The sequence below is a fragment of the Devosia sp. genome, assembly GCF_036563435.1.
In the GTDB taxonomy this organism is placed as follows: domain Bacteria; phylum Pseudomonadota; class Alphaproteobacteria; order Rhizobiales; family Devosiaceae; genus Devosia.
Map to the genome: position 1 here is coordinate 92,223 of NZ_DATCMJ010000001.1, position 18,003 is coordinate 110,225.

The window sequence follows — 18,003 nt, forward strand, 5'->3', positions numbered from 1 at the left end:
CTTCGTCCGCTTCGCAAGCGGGAGGACATGCCTGACTTCGTCCGCGAGGCGCTCGATTCACGCAGCCTTCGCGCCGCCTATGAGGCCCGGCCGCCCTATCAGCGCAACGACTACCTGTTGTGGATCAACAAGGTGAAGCGTGAGGATACCAAGCTCCGCCATCTCGAACAGATGCTGGCGGAACTCGAGGCCGGCAATGTCTATATGGGCATGAAGTGGAACGGCTAGAGCTCTAGTCGTATGTATCCTCGTTGGCGCCAGCCGAATTTGGTCCCTCGGCGCCGGGGAGTTCCTTGTCGTCCTTCTTGGCCTGTTCGCTGCGGCCCGGATCCTGCTGGTTGGCGGTTTCCTGGCGGTCGACTTCCACCGTCTGGGCAGGACCCTTTTGCTCGAATGGCTGGCTCATGGCTGTTCTCCGTTGCTGAAGAAGACAACGTGGCTTCTCACTTTTGGGTCCATTTCGCCTGCGGGGTTTGCATACGGCAAGCGGCGTGCCTATATAGGTCTTGCCCGCAAGGGCTATGGCAATAAACTGTCATCGTAATAAACCTATCGGACCCGGGGGCAGTACCCGGCGCCTCCACCATGAGGGGGCGAAACAGGATCGACGAGGGCGTAAAGGGTGTGCTTTTGCTCGGTGAGGTACCACCGTTATCGGTCCGAAACTTATAGTTGCAAATGACAACCATAAGGCTCCAGTCGCTCTCGCTGCGTAAGCAGTGCTAGCATTGGGAAATTAAGTCCTCCAGCCCTAGCCGGCTGACAGGCGGGGTCCGCAGGCACCTGGCAACAGAAGCCTGCACCTTCCCTTCACCTTGAGTGCCTTTGTCCTTGAAATCTCACGGAACGTGAGGCTGATATGGACCGTTCGGGATTCTATGCCCCTGTTGCGCTGCAGCAGCCGAATTTATTGGAAGGTAGCCATGGCCGAAGATCACATGCGATACGACATTCTCGCCCAGGAAGCCCTGCGCGGGGTCGTGCGCAAGGTGCTGTCCGAAGTGGCGCGGACGGGCCTGCCGGGCGAACACCACTTTTTCATCTCCTTCTCGACCCGCGCCCCGGGCGTGCGCTTGAGCGAGAAACTGCTCGGCCAGTACGACAAGGAGATGACCATCGTCATCCAGAACCAGTATTGGGACCTCAAGGTCACCGAGACGGGCTTCGAGGTTGGTCTCTCCTTTGACGGCGTTCCAGAAACGCTGGTGATCCCCTTCTCGGCCATCAAGGGCTTCTTCGACCCCTCCGTACAGTTCGGTCTCCAGTTCGATCCGGCGACAGCACCCTCCTCCGAGGCGGTCGAGGGCAAGGCGGACGCGGCGACCGAAGCCGTCGCAGCAGCCGAACCAGGCGAGGACGCCACGGGCGAAAAGGTCGTCAGCCTCGACGCCTTCCGCAAGAAGCCTTGACCGCCATCGATGGACAAACGTTCCCTGTCCATCGCCGGCCATCGCACATCCATCGCGCTTGAAGCCGAGTTCTGGGAAGCCCTCGAGGCAATGGCAGCCGAAAAGGCCGTTCCCATGGCGCGGCTGATCCGCGACATCGACGAGAACCGGACTTCCCCGAACCTGTCCTCCGCCGCGCGGCTTGCCGTGCTCGCGTGGTACCGCAGGCGGGCCGAGGGCGCCGCCGGTACCGAGGCGCCAACAAGCTAGAACGGCGGCTGGTTCACGCCACTCCCGATGGACTGGTTGACCTGCGGCGGTGGCAGTTCGAAGGTAAATGGTGCAGCCGAACTTTCCGGCAAGACCTCGAACGAGGGACTGACCGGCTGTTGTTCCTGCTCAAGCTGCTGCTGCTCGAGGCGCCTTGCTGCTTCTGCCGCCTCCCGCGCCGCTTCTTCGGCTGCCAAACGGGCGGCTTCCTCGGCAGCACGCTTGCGCTGCGCCTCGATCAGCCGGTTGCGCTCTTCGGCTGCAGCCCTTTGCCTGGCGGCGTCTTCCGCCTGCAGCAGTTCGAGGCGATCGACCTCCAGCTCATTGGCGCGCACCAGTATCGCGGCAACCATCTCGTCGAGGTCCACCTCCACCTGCGGGGCAAGGAGCGTCCCCGCCAGCCGCGCAATCACCCGCGATGTATCCGGCCCCACAAGCCCAGAAGGATCCTCGAAGCCGGCCGGCGTCATGGTGAAGCTGCCATCGAGCTTGAGTGTTTCCAGCGCAAGGCTGAGGCTGCCGGAGAGATTGGCCCCCTCGCCTTCGACGATGAAGTTGGCCAGCCGCACCACGCCGCCCGCCAGGGTGAAGGCGCCGGTTGCGGCAGGCGCCGAGAATGTGTCCTGCCCAAGGGCGAGGCTCATCAACGCGGTCATGGCGTCCGGCTCCATGTTGAGCACGTCCTCGAAGCCAGCCACGGCGGGGTAGACGTCCGGCGACAACTGCTCGACCGAAAACCCGGTCAATGAGACGGTGCCCTCGCCGGCAGCGCTACCCAGAGCTTCGGCGAGGCTGGCGCCGGTGCCCTCGAAACTCATCCCTCCGGAGATCGTGCCATCCAGCGCAGCGCTGACGGCGCCGGGAGCGATCGTCTCCACCGGCAAGGCGTTCACGCTCAGCCGGCCGCTAAGGGTACGGGTTTCAAGCGGCCCGGCACAGCAAACCGCCATATCGAGCGCGATGCTTCCCTCGCCAGCCGCGGCTGTGAGATCAACGATGCGGGTGCGGGTCTCGTCCCAGTTCAGCTCAAACCAGGTTGCACCGAACTTGTCCGTCCCACCGGCCGACAGTGCGCCAGAGGCGACGGTCACGGCACCACGGGTCCGCCGCGCTTCACCGGTGTCGGCGAGAGGACCTTCGGGCCACACACCATCACCGGCAACCAGGGCTGCCGGTCCGAACAAGGTCGCCGCCAGCCCTTCGGCGGAGACACGGTCGACTTCCATCGCCCCTGTCACGGACCCCGTCGAGCCGGTCCGCGACAGCGTCAGCGCGCCAGAAAACGCCGTCTCGCTCGACGTCCCCGAGATCTCCGTCAGCTCGGCGACTTCCGTGCCTTTGAACGCAAGCTGCGCGCTGCCATTGGCGGCGGGCAACGACAAGCCGTCGGCGCCGATCACGCGCGCCAGTGCTCCCGCATCGTCGAGCCGGACGTCCAGCGTCCCTTCCCCGTCAATGGCGCCATTGTCACCGGGCTGCAGACGGCCTGCAAAGCTCACGCTCTCCTCGCCCAGGCTGGCCGTGATGTGGCTGATCAGGGCGTCGTTCGGCACCCCTTCGACGCCGAAGCTGACCAGCATCGACCCCTCGCCCGCAAACAGGCCGGCGGGGCCCAGGCCCAGTTGCTGGCTCAAGCCCGTAACGTCCGTGGATTCGAGCGCGCCAGTCACCCGCAGCGGTGCGGACGTCAGCCCCGCGAGCCCACTACTGAGTTCCGCCCGCAGGTTGAGTTCGCCCGCGCCCACGGCACCGTTCAGCGTCACCGTCTGTGCACCTTCGACCGGTACGCTGACGTTGACCAGCAGGTCGGCTGGGGAGGACCCGCCGAGATAGGTACGCCAGGACACAGGCAAGGAGGCCAGGTCGTAGAGCCGCTGCAGTGCCGGGGCCTCTCCCTCGACAATCCGCACCATTCCCTCGCCGGATACAGAGGGCTGTGCCGCGCTGCCGGAGAGGGCAAGCGTGGTATCTACTCCAACCCCGCCCCAGTCCGCTGCCGAAAGCCGCGAAAAGCTCAATTGCCCGGCGCCCCACTGGCCTTCCGCGACCAAGCCCTCCCCATCCAGATCCAGCAGCCGGGCGCTCTCGGCACTCAGCGCGAAACTGCCGGTAGGGAAACTGTTGGCGAAAGCGGCATCCCCTGCGCTATCCGGCAAGAGGGCTGCGAGGGCAGCGCTACCCGCCGTGCCCAGTTGGTCGAAATGCCCCACGAGGTCGAGCCGCCTCTCGTCCCCAAAGCCCAGCCGGGCCTCCACGGCGTGGCTGGTCTGGTCCAGGGTCAGGACTCCATTGCTGAGTCCAAGGGCATCGCCCGCCAGCATGACCTGCCCGGTGAGTTGCCCCGGCAGGTTGAACAGGGGGGTATTGTCGCCGGGCTTGCGCCACAGGGCCGCCAGTGCGTCGAGCCGTTCGCTCCGGACGTTCAGCTCACCCCGCAGCGTGGGCCGATCGGCCTCGGCAGCCAATGTGCCCTTGAGGCGAAGCTCCGTGTCGCCTGGCAGTTCACCGATCAACTGTTCAATGGACCAGACGCGGCCATCGGTGGTTGCATCCACCCGCAGGTTGCGCAGGGAGAAGCCACGTAGTCCAACCTCGGCTAGGTCGATCCCAATCCGGCCGGCGATGGGAGGCACGATCGGCGCGGGCAGTTCCGACAGGAGGCGTACGGCCTCGTATGGCAAGATGCTGGCATCTTCCTTGGCATCACGCGGCGGCAGCGACATCACACCACCAGACACTACCGCATCAAAGCTCCGGCGCATGCCCAGCTGTATGCTGGCCGCCCCGGTCAGCCGCGTCCCTGCCCGGTTTTCATCTGGCCGCAGTGTGTAGTTCGAGAACACTATGCGGTCAGTGGAGCCGGCGACCTTGGCTTCCAGCACCATGTCGCCACGAATGTCCTCCGCCGCCTGGGCCGCTGGTGGTGCCTGGCGGAAGACCAGATCGCCGTCGAACTTGGGCGCCATGCCAGCCTGCAATGCCCCCTCGGCCGAAAAGGAGAAGCGTCCCGACTGTGGCTGGAGAAACGCCGACAGCCGGGCATTGCCAGCCGCATCCGGCGCGCTGGCATTGATCCGCAGGCTATAGACGGCATCCCGGTATTCGGCGGTCCCGGCAAAGGAAAACGGCCCGCTGAAGTTGGAGAGCCTCAGGTCGCCAGTGACCTTTTCAGCAACGAAGTTCTCGCCCGAGCGCCGGTCCATCAACCGTACGGTGGCATCGACCACGGTGGTCTGCCCAAGGCTGATGCCGTCCGTCCCCGTGGCCACGGTGACTCCGCTGCCAAACAACCCGCTCTCGTCCACGGCAAAGTCGATGACCGGCTGGCGCAGGACCAGGCGGGTAATGGTGTAGTCATCGCGCAGGAAGTCGATCAGCGCGAACTCGGCCTCGACATTGTCGACGGTCGCAGCCGGCGCCTCGGTGGATCCAACCAGCACATCGGCAAAGCGCAGGCGCGGCTGCGGCAGGAGGCTGAACTCGATATCGCCCCGCACGGTGACAGGCGTGCCCAGCATCGCTGTCGCCAGTTCCTCCATGCGTCCGCGATAGTCGCTCCAGCTGATGAAATAGGGAGCAATGAAGGCGCCGGCCAGCACGATGATCGCCAGCGTACCGACGATGATGTAGATGCGGTTCAGCACGTCGAATGGTTACCCCGTAAAGCTGCGCAAGTGTAGGCAAGACCGGCTTACGCGCAAGCATGACCAAGGCTGAATACACGAGCGGAATGAGCGGCGGTGCCTCAATTGGGCGCGATGGCGCAAAAATGAAACGGCCGGGCACCAAGGCCCGGCCATTCAAGCGTGATGCATGCACGCTTATTGGATCGAGCCGATGGACCAGAAGAAGGTCTCGCCCGAAGAATCATCCACGCCATCATTGTCGGTGATGACATAGCCGTTGCCCTCGCTGTCGATGGCAAGGCTTTCCACCTTGTCCACCACATAGCCGTTGAAGGCCTGGAGGTCGGGGATCAGGTCGCGCACTTCCTCCTTGCTGACGGTGGGCAACTCGCCTCCCAGTTCAGCCGGCACCAGCTCGGCAACCGGCACGCGGAAAATCGCCTTCAAACCCGCCTTGGCACCGATCTGGTTGTCGCGCTCGACGATATAGGCGTTGTCGCCATGCACCGTGATTTCGCTGAGGCCGACCCAGCCACCTTCCGGCGCTGCTTCTAGCGGGTAGCGCACGGCGCCCCATTCTTCGGAAGCCGGCTTGTAGGACACGAGCTTCACGAAGCCCTTCTCATCGTCCTTCCACTCACGCTGGATGGCGATCCAGAGCGTGAGGTCGTCGCCCTCGCCGATAGCAGCAACGCCTTCGGCGCCCGAACGGATTTCGCCGGCCAGCAGCTCGGAGGGGAAGGCGATCTCGTCCTGGATTTCGCCTTCGGCATCGACATGGATCAGCGCGTGCGGCGTTAGGGCGCCGGTATCGCCTTCATTGGCCAGCCAGAACCCGCCCTCGCCGTCCAGCGTGATGCCTTCCAGATCGAGCTTCTGGGCCCGTTCGCCGTTGCGCGTGATCGGCGTCTTGGCCGTGATCACCGCCGGCGTTTGCGTCGCGTCGATTGTATAGATGGCCGGCTCACCCGAAAGCACGCTGTCGGAGACCGCGTAGATCGTGCCCGGCTCGGCTCCGGCGACGGCACCCGACAGGGCGCCCCAGCCAATTGGGTGGCCATCTTCATCGAGGTCACTGACGAGAGTGGGGTAGCTCGCCTCTCCCCCGGCGAGTTCAAAGAGCATTGCATGGCTGCCGACGCCGCCATCTTCCCGCAGGTCGGCTTCGTTGGCGGTGGCCAGGAGGTTGCGCTCGGGAATGGCGACCAGCCCCTCCGGCGAGATGCCGGATGGCAGCGACTGCACGAATTCGGGTTCAGCGCCGGTGTCCTTGTAGACGGCGATCAGCGAGGAGCGCTCTTCGGCAATGAAGATATACTGGGTGTCGCCAAAGGTCGCAACTTCCAGACCTTCGGGCTCCACGCCCTTCTTGTTGCGCCCGTCCGGATAGTGGCCCATCTGCGCCGCGTTGACATCGAGCGCATTGCCGGAGTCGAACAGTACCGAACCTTCCCGATCAAAGATTGTGAAGCCGCGCGAACCGCCGTTCCAATCGCCTTCATTGGCGACAACGAGGCGGTCATTGTCGAGCCACTTCACCGCATCGGGTTCGCGGGGCACGACCTTGTTCTCGCCCGAGAAATCAATCCGGCCGTCGTCCCTGGTATCGACGCCTGAAATGCCGGTCTCGCCAGCATCGAATCCGCCGACTACGGTCGCAGTCCTGGCATCGATGATGGCGACGTAATTGTTCTCCTGAAGCGTCACGGCAACCTCGTCCTGCTCGTTGAAGGCAACGAACTCGGCTTCCGCGTCATCTGCGGCCACGGCGGCGAGGCCTGTCAGCTCAACCTTCTTGATCCCGTCCTGGGTAACGGCACCATCAGCCAGCGTGACCAGCGTCAGGTAACCAGAGGGGGCCTGAGGAATATCGCCGTCGTTGACGTCTTCGTCGCGCTCGTTCTCGACGGCGATAGCAAGGATCGTGTTGTCCTTGTTGTGCGCGATAGAGTCGGGCTGGCCGCCAAGGTCGAACTCACCGTCGACCGACTGGCCGGCAATGTCGACCACTACCAGCTTGCCCGACGGCTCGGTGTAGGATTCGGAGGTGTTGACCGCCACATAGGCCTTGCCGCCGATTACCGTGACGGAAGTCGGTTCACCCTCCATATCGAGGAAGCCCGCTTCCTTGGGGGCCTTGGCGTCACTGATGCCGACAAAGCCGATGCCGCCAGCGGGACTGTCGGAATAGATCAGGGTCATGCCGTCATCGGTAGCGGTGATGATTTCCGAGGACGAGGCTTCTGCCTCGGGATTGTTCAACTCGACCGGAAAGCTGGCCACGCGGTTGAAATATTCGGCCGCTCCCACCGAAGCGGTCGTGGTGAGCAAGGCGGCAGTCAGCGCCGTCAGCAGTTTCGATGAATGCATGGAGGTCCCCCTGGATTGGTGGGCCTCCGCTTAGTGAGCCGCCAAGACTCTTCGATGACAGCTGTATGACGGATCGGTGACGCCCCCTCGTCCTATACAAGGTGGGCTACCGAACCTATATTGCGCACCAGAACAAAATGAGATTCGTCAAGGCTGGTCGACCGCCTGTGGCGCCAGCTTCCGGAACAAAGCACCGCATGTCCGAACCCGCTCCCCTGCACCGCCCGCTTGGCGGTCCCATCACCAGCCAGTTGAACCGGCAGCAAGCGCCGGACTACCTGGCCGGGCTGAATCCGGAGCAGCGCGACGCGGTGCTGTCGACCGAAGGGCCGCTCCTGGTGCTTGCCGGGGCGGGTACCGGCAAGACCCGGGTTCTCACCACGCGTATCGCCCATATCCTCAACCAGCGCCTCGCCTGGGGCAGCCAGATTCTGGCCGTGACCTTCACCAACAAGGCCGCGGGCGAGATGAAGAAGCGCATCCATGACCAGGTGCCGAATTTTGACGGCCTGCCGTGGATGGGCACCTTCCACTCGGTCTCGGCGCGCATCCTGCGTGCGCATGCCGAGCTGGTCGATCTCAAGCCGCAATTCACCATCCTCGACACGGACGACCAGATCCGGCTGATCAAGCAGCTGCTGGAAGCCGAGAACATCGACGACAAGCGCTGGCCGGCGCGGCAGTTCGCCGGGATGCTGGACGCCTGGAAGAACCGAGGCTGGCTGCCTAAGGACGTGCCGGTCACCGAGGGCGGCGTCTTTGCCAATGGCAAGTCGCTCAAGCTCTATGCCGACTACCAGGCGCGCCTCAAAGTGCTCAACGCCGCCGACTTCGGTGACTTGCTGCTGGAGTGCATCCGCCTGTTCCGTGAGAACCCGGAAGTTCTGGCCGAGTACCACCGCAAGTTCCGCTACATGCTGGTCGACGAGTACCAGGACAGCAACACGGCGCAATATTTGTGGCTGCGCCTCCTGGCGCAGGGTCGCCCGGCAAGCGAGGCCAATATCTGCGTCGTGGGTGACGACGACCAGTCCATCTATGGCTGGCGCGGCGCCGAGGTAGACAACATCCTGCGCTTCGAGAAGGACTTCCCCGGCGCCAAGGTCATCAAGCTCGAGCGCAACTACCGCTCCACCGCCAATATCCTTAAGGCCGCCTCGACCCTGATCGCCTTCAATGAAGGCCGCCTGGGCAAGACCCTTCATACCGACGTGGCCGAGGCCGGCGAGCCCATCTCCTTCACCCAGGTCTATGACTCCGAGGAGGAGGCGCGGACGGTTGGCGAGGAGATCGAGCAGTACCAGCGCCAGGGCGAGTCGCTGAACTCGATGGCGATCCTGGTGCGCGCCTCGTTCCAGATGCGCGAATTCGAAGAGCGCTTCATCACCCTCGGCCTCAACTATCGCGTCATCGGCGGCCCCCGCTTTTACGAGCGAAAGGAAATCCGCGACGCCCTGGCCTATCTCCGGCTCGTTGCACAGCCCTCCGACGACCTTGCCTTCGAACGCATCATCAACGTGCCCAAGCGGGGCCTTGGCGACTCCACGGTCAACATGCTGACGGCCACCTCGCGGCACCAGAACATGCCGCTGCTGCAGGCAACCCGCCTGATGGTTGAAACCGAGGATCTGAAACCCAAGCAGCGCACCACCCTGCGCAACCTGGTGGCGCAGTTCGACAACTGGTCCTATCGCGCCGACAGCCTGCCCCCCTACCAGCTGGTGGAGCAAATCCTCGAGGAAAGTGGCTATATGGACATGCTGGCGGCAGACAAATCCGCCGAGTCCCAGGGCCGCAAGGAAAACCTCAAGGAACTCAGCCGTTCCATGGAGGAGTTCGAAACCCTGGGCGGGTTCCTTGAACACATCTCGCTGGTCATGGATCGCGACAGCGCCGACTCCAGCGACGCCGTCACCATCATGACCCTCCATTCCGCCAAGGGGCTGGAATATGACACGGTCTTTCTTCCCGGTTGGGAAGACGGCACCTTCCCCAGCCAGCGCTCCATGGATGAAAGCGGCCGCGCCGGCCTGGAGGAAGAACGGCGCCTCGGCTATGTCGGCATAACCCGCGGGCGCAAGCGCGTCCGCATCTCGGCAGCGCAGAACCGGCGCATTCACGGCCTCTGGCAATCGGCCATTCCGTCGCGCTTCATCGACGAGTTGCCCCCCGACGCTGTCGTGGTCACCGATCGCGGATCGGCCTATGGCGGCTATAGCTATGGCGGCGGGGCCGCCAGCCGGTTCAACAAGGCTGACCCCTTCGAGAGCGTCTATGAAACGCCGGGCTGGCAACGTGCCCGCGCACAGCAGGCGAGCCGCAAGGGCGGTGGCCCCTTGACGATCGAGGGGGAACTGGTTGCGCGTTCCGTTGATCTGGGCAATGACCGCTCCGCCTTCGCAATCGGCGAACGCGTCTTCCACCTCAAGTTCGGCTACGGTGAAATCACCAATATCGAAGGCAACAAGCTGACCATCGAGTTCGAGAAGGCCGGTCAGAAGAAGGTGCTGGAGAGCTTCGTCAAGAAGGGCTGACAGGCGTAAGGATATATCTTTCGCCCACCTGCCCTTTTTCCGGTCCTGCATCAGACCTATTTCTCCCCTATCAACAGAGGAGAGAGAGATGATCATTTCGACCACGCCGACGCTGGAAGGCCGCCCCATCCGCGAATATCTGGGCATCGTCACCGGCGAAGTGATCGTCGGCGCGAACATCTTCCGCGATCTCTTTGCCAATATTCGCGACATCGTCGGCGGCCGCGCCGGTGCCTATGAAGGCGCCCTGCGCGATGCGCGCCGCCAGGCCTATGACGAACTGGCCTACGAAGCCGAGCGCGTCGGAGCGGATGCCGTAGTCGGTGTCGATCTCGACTATGAAGTGGTCGGCCAGGGCGGCTCCATGCTGATGGTTTCCATTTCCGGCACCGCCGTCCGCCTCTGACCGCTGGCTCCAGCTCGTCACAGCCAAGGCGATTGACCTTGCGCCGCTCTTGGCGCAAGGAGGCGGCAAATCAGGAATACGCCATGGCCGTCCAGCAACTCACCTCATCCGCCCTCAGCAAAGACCAGGCCTATGCGCTGGTAGATGCGGTCATGGAACTGGGTGAACTCGCGGCCACCGCCTCGGCACACGAGAACGAGGACACTGGCGAGTGGTTCTTTGAAGCCGGCTGCGAGGAGACACCGGACCTGCAGAGCTTCCGGGACCTGGCACAGCAGAGCCTCGGCATCGCCGTCGATTTCACCGTAGAAACGATCGACCCCGACATCAACTGGGTTGCCCGCTCTCTCGAGGGGCTGGCGCCCGTGATTGCCGGCGGATTCTATGTCTACGGTAGCCACGAGACGGCCCCCGTCCCGGGCGGGTTTACGCCCATGAAGATCGATGCCGCCCAGGCTTTCGGCACCGGGCACCACGAGACGACCACCGGGTGCCTTGAAGCCATCAACATCGTCCTCAAGCGCAGCCGTCCGCGGCACATGATCGACGTCGGCACTGGTACCGGAGTGCTGGCCATCGCCTTGGCCAAGCGCACCAACCGTACGGTGATCGCCAGCGATATCGACCCGGTTTCGGTCACCACGACCATCGACAACGCTGCCCAGAACGGCGTCGGCAAGCACATCGTGGCTCTGGAAGCCACCGGGGTGAACCACCCCGCGATCAAGCAGAACGCCCCCTACGATCTGATCGTCGCCAATATCCTTGCCGGTCCTTTGATGGCGCTGGCGCCATCGGTCGGCCGCATCGCGCAGAAGGGCGCCACCATCATTTTGTCCGGCATCCTCCAGCACCAGGCGCGCGGCGTCATCAATGCCTATGCCCGCCAGGGCATGGTGCTGAGCCAGAAGCTTCAGCGCAAGGACTGGACGACGCTCATCCTCCAGATGCCCTGAAGCCGAGCGCTTCATCGGCGTATCGCCAACTAAGTCCAGAAAAAGCAAAATCCCCGAAGCAGGCTTCGGGGATCAACCAGGATCGTCAGCAGTAAACCGCAGCGGGCCTTACGGGCGCTTGGTGAATGCGCCGATCAGCTGATGCTGCATGCGATAGCTGACCTGGCGGCTCGATTCACGGCCACGGGCTTCGAGGACGGACCCCAGTGCCTTGCGGAAATCGTTCTTGCTCTCGGTCATCTTAGTCTCCATGCACGTCGACGACGGTCTATTGCCCTCGTCACGGTCTATCTAGTTCAACGCGCCTTGCATGATTAGACGGTATTCCGTCAGACCAGCCCTGCAAGACTCGCAAACCGCCTTAGCGCTTCCTTAATCTTCCGTTCATCTCGTCCATTTCGCGCTCGAAACGGGCGACATAACGCTGGGCCTGGCGCTCGCGTCCGGCGATCAGCGCCTCGAATGCGCGGCGGGCAAAATTCTTGTCCTGTGCCATTTTCGCTCTCCTTTGTCCTGCTACTAAGATAGTGTCCGGCCACGCTTATTGTACTGGCCGTTTCGTCACGCCAGCCATGCCCTTACTGCAGTCCGCCCAAGGATCGTGCCGCCCATGTCGTCCCGGAACTTCCCACCCACGGTCTTCCAGAGCTTCGAGGAAAAGGCTGACAAGACCCAAGTCGCGCCGCGCCTTGCCGCCCTCCGGCAGGCAATGAAAGGCAGGGGTCTCGATGGTTTCCTGGTGCCCAGGGCCGACGCCCATCGCGGCGAGTCCGTTCCACCCGGCGAAGCCCGGCTGGCCTATCTCACCGGCTTCACCGGCTCGGCCGGTCTTGCCATGGTCGGTTCGGAGAAGGCAGGACTCTTTGTCGACAGCCGCTATACCCTGCAGGCACCGGCACAAACCGACACCGATCTGGTCACCGTCATTCAGTCTGATCGCGGCGGTCTCAATGACGCAGCGCGCGAGCTGGTCGCCGAAGGCAGCACCATTGCCTACGATCCATGGCTTCATACGCCGGGAGAGATCCGGGAGACGGCCAGCCTTCTGGAAGGCCACGCCACTCTGACTCCCGCAGAAAACCTGGTCGACACCATCTGGACCGATCGTCCTGCCCCTCCCGCCTCCCCGATTGAATTCCTCGGCCACAACCGCGCCGGCAAGACGGCAGCCGACAAGATCAAGGAGCTTCAGGCGTCGCTGGCCGCCGACCACGCCGATGCCGCAGTCCTGACCCTTCCCGAATCCATTTGCTGGCTGTTCAACATGCGCGGCCGCGATGTGCCCAACACTCCCTTTGTGCTGGCCTTTGCTATCGTGCCGCAGGAAGGCGAACCGGTGCTTTATCTGGGCGCTGACAGGATCACGCCCGAGTTGGAGCAATCCCTCCATGGCATCGCTCGTCTCGAAAGCCGCGAAGCCTTTGCCCCCGCCCTCGAGCATCTGGGCCGAGCCGGCAAGGCCGTGCTGATCGATCCGTCCAGCGCACCCGAGGCGGTGGCCACCACCCTGCGGCATGGCGGCGCCAAGCTGGTCGAGAAGCGCGACCCCGTGCTGCTGCCGAAGTCGCGCAAGAATGCTGCCGAACTCGCCGGCATGGTCGAAGCCCATCTGCTAGACGGCGTCGCCCTGGCCAAGTTCCTTGCCTGGTTCGACAGCGAAGCGCCAAAGGGCAAGCTCACCGAGATCGGCATCGTCACCGCGCTGGAGGCCTTCCGCCGCGAGGATGAGAGCTGCATCGACGCCAGCTTCGACACGATCGCCGGGGCTGGCCCCAATGGCGCCATCGTCCACTACCGCGTCAGCGACAAGACCGATCGCAGGCTCCGCCCCGGCGAGATCATGCTGGTGGATTCAGGGGCTCAATATCTGTCGGGCACCACCGACATCACCCGCACCCTTTCGACCGGCGCCACGACGCCCGAGCAGCGCGACCGCTATACGCGCGTTCTCAAGGGCATGATTGCCATATCCCGCGCACGCTTCCCCAAGGGCACCAGCGGCGCGCAGCTCGATATCCTCGCGCGCCAGTTCCTGTGGCAGGATGGGGTGACCTACAATCATGGCACCGGTCATGGCGTCGGTGCTTTCCTGGGCGTTCATGAGGGCCCCGTCGGCATCTCCTCGCGCTATACCCTGCCCTTGGAGGTCGGCAATGTCCTGTCCAACGAGCCCGGATACTACCAGGAAGGCGCCTTCGGCATCCGCATCGAGAACCTGATCACTGTGGTGGAAAGCCCCACCTATCCAGGCTATCTCGAATTCCAGACGCTGACCCTTGCGCCCATCGACAAGCGGCTCATCGAGCCTTCGCTCCTCACCGGCGAGGAGCGGAGCTGGCTCGACCTCTACCACCAGCAGGTGTGGCAGCAGATCGGCCCCCGCGTCAGCGGCAGCGTCAAGGCGTGGTTGCAGCAGGCAACGGCGGAGCTCTAGCCCCCTTCGCTACTCGGCGTCGCCCGTGGCCTCGGCGAAGATTTCGCTCAGGCGGTATTCATTGTCCGGATTGGTCGAGACCAGGTCATTGATCTTCCAGCCGCCGTCTTCGAACACCAATTCATAGACGAGGCTGCGCGGTTCGCCGAAATTCTCGAACGTAACCGCAACCGAAGCCGTGTCCCCCTCGATCTCGGCGTCACCGATCTCAAGCTCGGTGAGATCGAAATCTTGCCCATCGATATAGGGATCAAAGCCCAGGGCACCCATCTCGCCATCGGGCGTATTGGCATCATCGGCATCATAGAGCGCCTGCAGGGCTTCGGACCGGAAGCCGCTCTCGTCCTCGGGGAAGTCGCCGCTGGTATAGGGGCTGTAAAAAGCTTCCAGCAGCGCCTCCGGCGTCTGGTAGGGCTGGGCCAGGGCGAGGCTGCCCAGGGCAAGAAACAATCCGGTAGCGATGGCAGTGCGCATCGTGTCTCCGATGGGGTTAGTTGAACCAGAAGGCATAGCTGAGCCAGTCGGCGCCCAGTGTCTCGCTCGCCTCCGCAAAGCTTTGGGCATCTGCCACGGGGCCGTCACGAAGGAAGGGCAGCGCCCCCTGCCCCGTCATCAGCATAACGATGTCGGTTTCGGTCGCCGAGGTGAAGTAGGCCTCAAGATCGAAGCCCTGCTCGAAGCGCCAATGGGGCACCAGCAGTTCGCCCGCCAGCACCCGGTCCACCGTGTCGAGCGTCGCCAGCCAGGCATCCACCGTCTCCTGCGTTACCGTCATGCTTGGCACGATGGAGGTCTGCCGCGGCGATGGCACCAGTTCCCGGTTGTCGTCGTCTTCAGCCAGGATCAACTCCCAGTTCCGGCGCGACAGGGAGGTGATGCGCTTGAGGCGCTCCAGCACACCGGCGAGCCGCGGCGCGTCGGCCACGGAGAAGTCGCTGGTGTGGATAGCCGCAACCAGATCGGCAATCCAGGCATCACTGCTGGCATCCATGAACAGCATGCCGCCTTCAGAATGGTCCTGCATGGGCAGTCCCGCCTTGGGAAACACCCGATGCAGATAGGCGTCGAAAAAGGCCGAAAAGTCATGCGCCAGGAGAAGGTCTACCGGCGCTGCCACGATATTGCTGTAGCCGGCAAACCAGATCGCGTCGGCATTGTCGAAGCCGACGCTGGTGTCGGGACGCGGCGGCGGCCGCTTGACCTTGCCTTCCGGCGGCAGGCCATCCGGATATGGCATTTGTGCGAACTCCCCCAGCGCATCGACCAACAGCGCCAGCGTCTCTCCCTCGCCGGCCGCACCATTGCCGTCCAGATCCACCCGCACCTGGAACGGATCGATGGTGATAACGAAGCTCTCGCCATTCCCCGCCCGCTCGAAAAGGGCGGACGCGCTGGTCAGCTGGTCTTCGAAGGCTTCCAGTATGGCGCGCAAGTCCTGGTAGCTCAGCGGCTCCGGATCAGGATTTGCCGGACCCGGCTTCTCGGCGCCAGTGTCCATCCCCAGCAGCAGCGCCATGCCCGGGGAACCAGGGTCCGTCGCCCCGTGACGATACAGCGACTGCGCCAGATCTTCATAAGCGCTCACAAGGGTAAAGAGGCCAGTGGCGAAGCAGGCGTCGGATTGCTCCTCCTCGCAAAGCGCGGCGGCTTCGGGCGCGACCTCCCGCCAGCTGCCGTCATAGAGCCGGCTAGGCAGTTGGTCGCCCATCTCACCGGCAAGAGCGGGCACAAGCATGGCCACCATCATTGCCGCAACCCAACCCACCTGACGCATGCCGTCCCCCTACTTGCCCACGCGGGCAAACCATTCGTCTTCGCTGATCACCTCGACGCCAAGCGCCTCGGCCGACTTGAGCTTGGAGCCGGCGCCCGGCCCCGCGATCAGGATATCGGTCTTGGCCGACACCGATCCCGCAACCTTGGCGCCCAACCGCTCCGCCATAGCCTTGGCTTCCGATCGTGACATTTTTTCCAGCGTGCCGGTGAAAACCACGGTCTTTCCCGCCACGGCGCCGTCGGCGGCAATGGCAACGACGTAAGGCTTGGGGTGAACCTGCTCCAGCAGACGATCCAGCGCGGCCACATTGCGCTCGTTGGAGAAGAAGTCCACCAGCGCCTCGACCACCGTCGCACCAATACCGTCGATCGAAGGGAACACCGCCATCGGGTCGGCGGCGCCTACCAGCTCCTTGCCCGCCTCTTCCAGCTTGTCGATCGACCCGAAGGTACGCGCGAGGACAGCCGCGGTCGTCTCCCCGATATGCCGTATGCCCAGCGCGAAGATGAAGCGATCGAGCTCCGGCTCGCGCCGCGCGTCGATCGCCGCGAAAAGCTTGTCGAGCCCCTCATAGTTGCGGTCCTCGACGCTGCGCACATTCTTGCGCGCCTTGCCAGACTGGGCCTCGCGCTGGCGCGCCTGCTCCTCACGGCGTTCGGCCAGCGCCCGCTGCACCTCTCCGCGTCGACCCTTGAGCGTGAAGATGTCGGCCGCTGTCTTGATCAGGCCGGCATTAAAGAAGAGGTCGATGTTCTCGGCCCCGAGCCCTTCGATGTCCATCGCCCCGCGCGACACGAAGTGGCGCAGCGCCTCTACGGCCTGGGCGGGACAGATCATCTCGCCGGTGCAGCGGCGGCGGGAGTCCTCCTTGCCGGTCTTCTCGTTGAGTTCACGCGTCGCCGGCGACCCGCAGACGGGACAGGTATGCGGCATCTGATAGGGTTGTGCATCGGGCGGACGCTTCTCGAGCACCACGTCAACGATCTGCGGAATGACATCGCCAGCGCGCTGGATCAGCACGGTGTCGCCGATGCGGATATCCTTGCCGTCGCGGATCGGCTGGCCATTGCTGTCGCGGCCCGCAATGTAGTCTTCGTTGTGGAGCGTGGCATTGACCACCGTCACCCCACCGACGCTAACGGGATCCAGCCGGGCGATGGGCGCCAGTGTGCCGGTCCGACCCACCTGGATTTCGATGTCGCGCACCGTGGTGCGCGCCTGCTCTGCAGGGAACTTGTGCGCAATGGCCCAGCGCGGTTCGCCGGTGACGAAACCCCAGCGGCGCTGCAGCTCCAGTTGATCGACCTTGTAGACCACCCCGTCGATGTCATAGCCCAGCGAGGAGCGCTGCTCTTCGATCCGGTGGTAATGGGCGATCAATTCCTCCGCCGAGCGCGCGCGCACCATGAGCGGATTGATCTTGAAGCCCCAGTCGGCAAAGCGCTGCACCGCGTCGAACTGGGTTGGCGCAGGGTCCTCGCTGGCGGCCCCCCAGGCATAGGCAAAGAACTTGAGGTTGCGGCTTGCCGTAACTGACGCATCCTTCTGCCGCAGCGAACCGGCTGCCGTATTGCGTGGATTGACATAGTCCTGCCCGCCAGAGGCGGCGGAACGCGCCTTGAGCGCCTGGAACTCCGCATAGGTCATGTAGACCTCGCCGCGGATTTCAAAGGTCGCCGGCCAGCCGTTGCCGGCAAGCTTGTGGGGAATGTCGGCGATGGTCCTGAGGTTGGCGGTGATGTCCTCGCCAACCGTGCCGTCGCCGCGCGTGGCGCCACGCACGAAGACGCCATTCTCGTAAAGCAGCGATGCCGACAGCCCGTCGATCTTGGGCTCCGCCGTGAAGGCGATGTCGAGGTCCTTGTCGCGCTCAAAGAAACGGCGCCCACGCGCAATGAAATCGAGCACGTCCTCATCCGTATAGGCTTTCGCAAGGCTCAGCATCGGAACGGCATGCCGAACCTTGGCAAAGCCTTCGGCTGGTGGTGCCCCGACCGAGTTCGCCGGACTATTCGGCCGCACCAGATCGGGGAAGGCTTGCTCGATGGCATCGTTGCGCCGGCGCAGCGCATCGTATTCGGCGTCGGTAATCTCCGGCGCGTCCTTCTGGTGATAGGCGATGTCAGCTTGCGCGATGGCCTCGGCCAGCCGCGCCAGCTCGGCCTCGGCTTCGTCAGCGGTCAGGTCGGTGACGGGCTTGTTGGACAGGTCGGTCATCGCGGTGCACTCTGTTAGGCCTCAT

General features: G+C 63.8%; 15 protein-coding genes and 1 other RNA gene. 8 read left to right on the top strand and 8 right to left on the bottom strand.

What is annotated here, in order from left to right; translation table 11 throughout:
• Positions 1-27: 27 nt before the first annotated feature.
• A complete protein-coding gene (locus tag VIL88_RS00410) occupies positions 28-228 on the top strand; it encodes a YdeI/OmpD-associated family protein (protein ID WP_331984785.1) in 201 nt (66 codons plus the stop codon).
• Between the two features lie 4 nt (positions 229-232).
• Here VIL88_RS00410 and VIL88_RS00415 read toward each other — a convergent pair whose 3' ends face one another.
• Positions 233-406: a hypothetical protein gene (locus VIL88_RS00415; protein ID WP_331984787.1), complete on the bottom strand. Its 174-nt coding sequence runs from the start codon at positions 404-406 to the stop codon at positions 233-235.
• A 63-nt stretch (positions 407-469) separates the two neighbouring features.
• Here VIL88_RS00415 and ssrA point away from each other — a divergent pair.
• The 3 genes from ssrA (at position 470) to VIL88_RS00430 (ending at position 1,658) form a co-directional block, all read left to right on the top strand.
• Positions 470-804, top strand: a transfer-messenger RNA (tmRNA) gene (ssrA, locus tag VIL88_RS00420).
• Positions 805-923: 119 nt separating this feature from the next.
• A complete protein-coding gene (locus VIL88_RS00425; protein ID WP_331984789.1) occupies positions 924-1,409 on the top strand; it encodes an SspB family protein in 486 nt (161 codons plus the stop codon).
• Positions 1,410-1,418: 9 nt separating this feature from the next.
• Positions 1,419-1,658 (top strand): ribbon-helix-helix domain-containing protein, encoded by a 240-nt coding sequence (locus VIL88_RS00430; RefSeq protein ID WP_331984791.1) that lies wholly within the window; start codon positions 1,419-1,421, stop codon positions 1,656-1,658.
• Here the strand turns inward: VIL88_RS00430 and VIL88_RS00435 are convergent.
• Entirely contained in the window at positions 1,655-5,302 is a 3,648-nt protein-coding gene (locus VIL88_RS00435; RefSeq protein WP_331984793.1) for an AsmA-like C-terminal region-containing protein, read from the bottom strand. The genes VIL88_RS00430 and VIL88_RS00435 overlap by 4 nt on opposite strands.
• Positions 5,303-5,479: 177 nt before the next feature.
• A complete protein-coding gene (locus tag VIL88_RS00440; protein WP_331984795.1) occupies positions 5,480-7,654 on the bottom strand; it encodes an esterase-like activity of phytase family protein in 2,175 nt (724 codons plus the stop codon).
• A gap of 197 nt (positions 7,655-7,851) precedes the next feature.
• Between VIL88_RS00440 and VIL88_RS00445 the strand changes: the two genes are divergently transcribed.
• The 3 genes from VIL88_RS00445 to VIL88_RS00455 all read left to right on the top strand — a co-directional run bounded on the left by VIL88_RS00445 (position 7,852) and on the right by VIL88_RS00455 (position 11,550).
• Entirely contained in the window at positions 7,852-10,188 is a 2,337-nt protein-coding gene (locus VIL88_RS00445) for an ATP-dependent helicase (protein WP_331984797.1), read from the top strand.
• Positions 10,189-10,276: 88 nt separating this feature from the next.
• A complete protein-coding gene (locus tag VIL88_RS00450) occupies positions 10,277-10,594 on the top strand; it encodes a heavy metal-binding domain-containing protein (RefSeq protein WP_331984799.1) in 318 nt (105 codons plus the stop codon).
• Between the two features lie 83 nt (positions 10,595-10,677).
• The gene (locus VIL88_RS00455) at positions 10,678-11,550 is read left to right on the top strand and encodes a 50S ribosomal protein L11 methyltransferase (protein ID WP_331984801.1); all 873 of its coding nucleotides are present in this window, start codon (positions 10,678-10,680) and stop codon (positions 11,548-11,550) included.
• Between the two features lie 108 nt (positions 11,551-11,658).
• Here VIL88_RS00455 and VIL88_RS00460 read toward each other — a convergent pair whose 3' ends face one another.
• Together VIL88_RS00460 and VIL88_RS00465 are read right to left on the bottom strand one after the other, a co-directional pair.
• Positions 11,659-11,790 carry a hypothetical protein gene (locus VIL88_RS00460; protein WP_300280515.1) on the bottom strand — a complete coding sequence of 44 codons (132 nt, stop codon included), beginning with the start codon at positions 11,788-11,790 and terminating at the stop codon, positions 11,659-11,661.
• A 121-nt stretch (positions 11,791-11,911) separates the two neighbouring features.
• On the bottom strand, positions 11,912-12,046 hold the full coding sequence (locus tag VIL88_RS00465; protein ID WP_331984806.1) for a hypothetical protein: 135 nt from the start codon (positions 12,044-12,046) through the stop codon (positions 11,912-11,914).
• A gap of 114 nt (positions 12,047-12,160) precedes the next feature.
• On the opposite strand from VIL88_RS00465, the gene VIL88_RS00470 reads away from it, so the two are divergent.
• On the top strand, positions 12,161-13,984 hold the full coding sequence (locus VIL88_RS00470; RefSeq protein WP_331984808.1) for an aminopeptidase P family protein: 1,824 nt from the start codon (positions 12,161-12,163) through the stop codon (positions 13,982-13,984).
• A 9-nt stretch (positions 13,985-13,993) separates the two neighbouring features.
• Here the strand turns inward: VIL88_RS00470 and VIL88_RS00475 are convergent, their stop codons facing one another.
• The 3 genes from VIL88_RS00475 to ligA are packed head-to-tail and all read right to left on the bottom strand — an operon-like array spanning position 13,994 to position 17,969.
• A complete protein-coding gene (locus VIL88_RS00475) occupies positions 13,994-14,458 on the bottom strand; it encodes a DUF3828 domain-containing protein (RefSeq protein WP_331984810.1) in 465 nt (154 codons plus the stop codon).
• Between the two features lie 16 nt (positions 14,459-14,474).
• Positions 14,475-15,758: a hypothetical protein gene (locus tag VIL88_RS00480; RefSeq protein ID WP_331984812.1), complete on the bottom strand. Its 1,284-nt coding sequence runs from the start codon at positions 15,756-15,758 to the stop codon at positions 14,475-14,477.
• A 9-nt stretch (positions 15,759-15,767) separates the two neighbouring features.
• Complete coding sequence (ligA, locus tag VIL88_RS00485; protein ID WP_331985692.1) at positions 15,768-17,969, bottom strand: NAD-dependent DNA ligase LigA; 2,202 nt, start codon at positions 17,967-17,969, stop codon at positions 15,768-15,770.
• Positions 17,970-18,003 lie beyond the last annotated feature (34 nt).

Excerpts from the sequence above, each read along its gene's own strand:
- VIL88_RS00410 (WP_331984785.1), top strand. The coding sequence starts at position 28 with ATGCCTGACTTCGTCCGCGAGGCGCTCGATTCACGCAGCCTTCGCGCC.
- VIL88_RS00415 (WP_331984787.1), bottom strand. The coding sequence starts at position 406 with ATGAGCCAGCCATTCGAGCAAAAGGGTCCTGCCCAGACGGTGGAAGTC.
- VIL88_RS00425 (WP_331984789.1), top strand. The coding sequence starts at position 924 with ATGGCCGAAGATCACATGCGATACGACATTCTCGCCCAGGAAGCCCTG.
- VIL88_RS00430 (WP_331984791.1), top strand. The coding sequence starts at position 1,419 with ATGGACAAACGTTCCCTGTCCATCGCCGGCCATCGCACATCCATCGCG.
- VIL88_RS00440 (WP_331984795.1), bottom strand. The coding sequence starts at position 7,654 with ATGCATTCATCGAAACTGCTGACGGCGCTGACTGCCGCCTTGCTCACC.
- VIL88_RS00445 (WP_331984797.1), top strand. The coding sequence starts at position 7,852 with ATGTCCGAACCCGCTCCCCTGCACCGCCCGCTTGGCGGTCCCATCACC.
- VIL88_RS00450 (WP_331984799.1), top strand. The coding sequence starts at position 10,277 with ATGATCATTTCGACCACGCCGACGCTGGAAGGCCGCCCCATCCGCGAA.
- VIL88_RS00455 (WP_331984801.1), top strand. The coding sequence starts at position 10,678 with ATGGCCGTCCAGCAACTCACCTCATCCGCCCTCAGCAAAGACCAGGCC.
- VIL88_RS00460 (WP_300280515.1), bottom strand. The coding sequence starts at position 11,790 with ATGACCGAGAGCAAGAACGATTTCCGCAAGGCACTGGGGTCCGTCCTC.
- VIL88_RS00465 (WP_331984806.1), bottom strand. The coding sequence starts at position 12,046 with ATGGCACAGGACAAGAATTTTGCCCGCCGCGCATTCGAGGCGCTGATC.
- VIL88_RS00470 (WP_331984808.1), top strand. The coding sequence starts at position 12,161 with ATGTCGTCCCGGAACTTCCCACCCACGGTCTTCCAGAGCTTCGAGGAA.
- VIL88_RS00475 (WP_331984810.1), bottom strand. The coding sequence starts at position 14,458 with ATGCGCACTGCCATCGCTACCGGATTGTTTCTTGCCCTGGGCAGCCTC.
- VIL88_RS00480 (WP_331984812.1), bottom strand. The coding sequence starts at position 15,758 with ATGCGTCAGGTGGGTTGGGTTGCGGCAATGATGGTGGCCATGCTTGTG.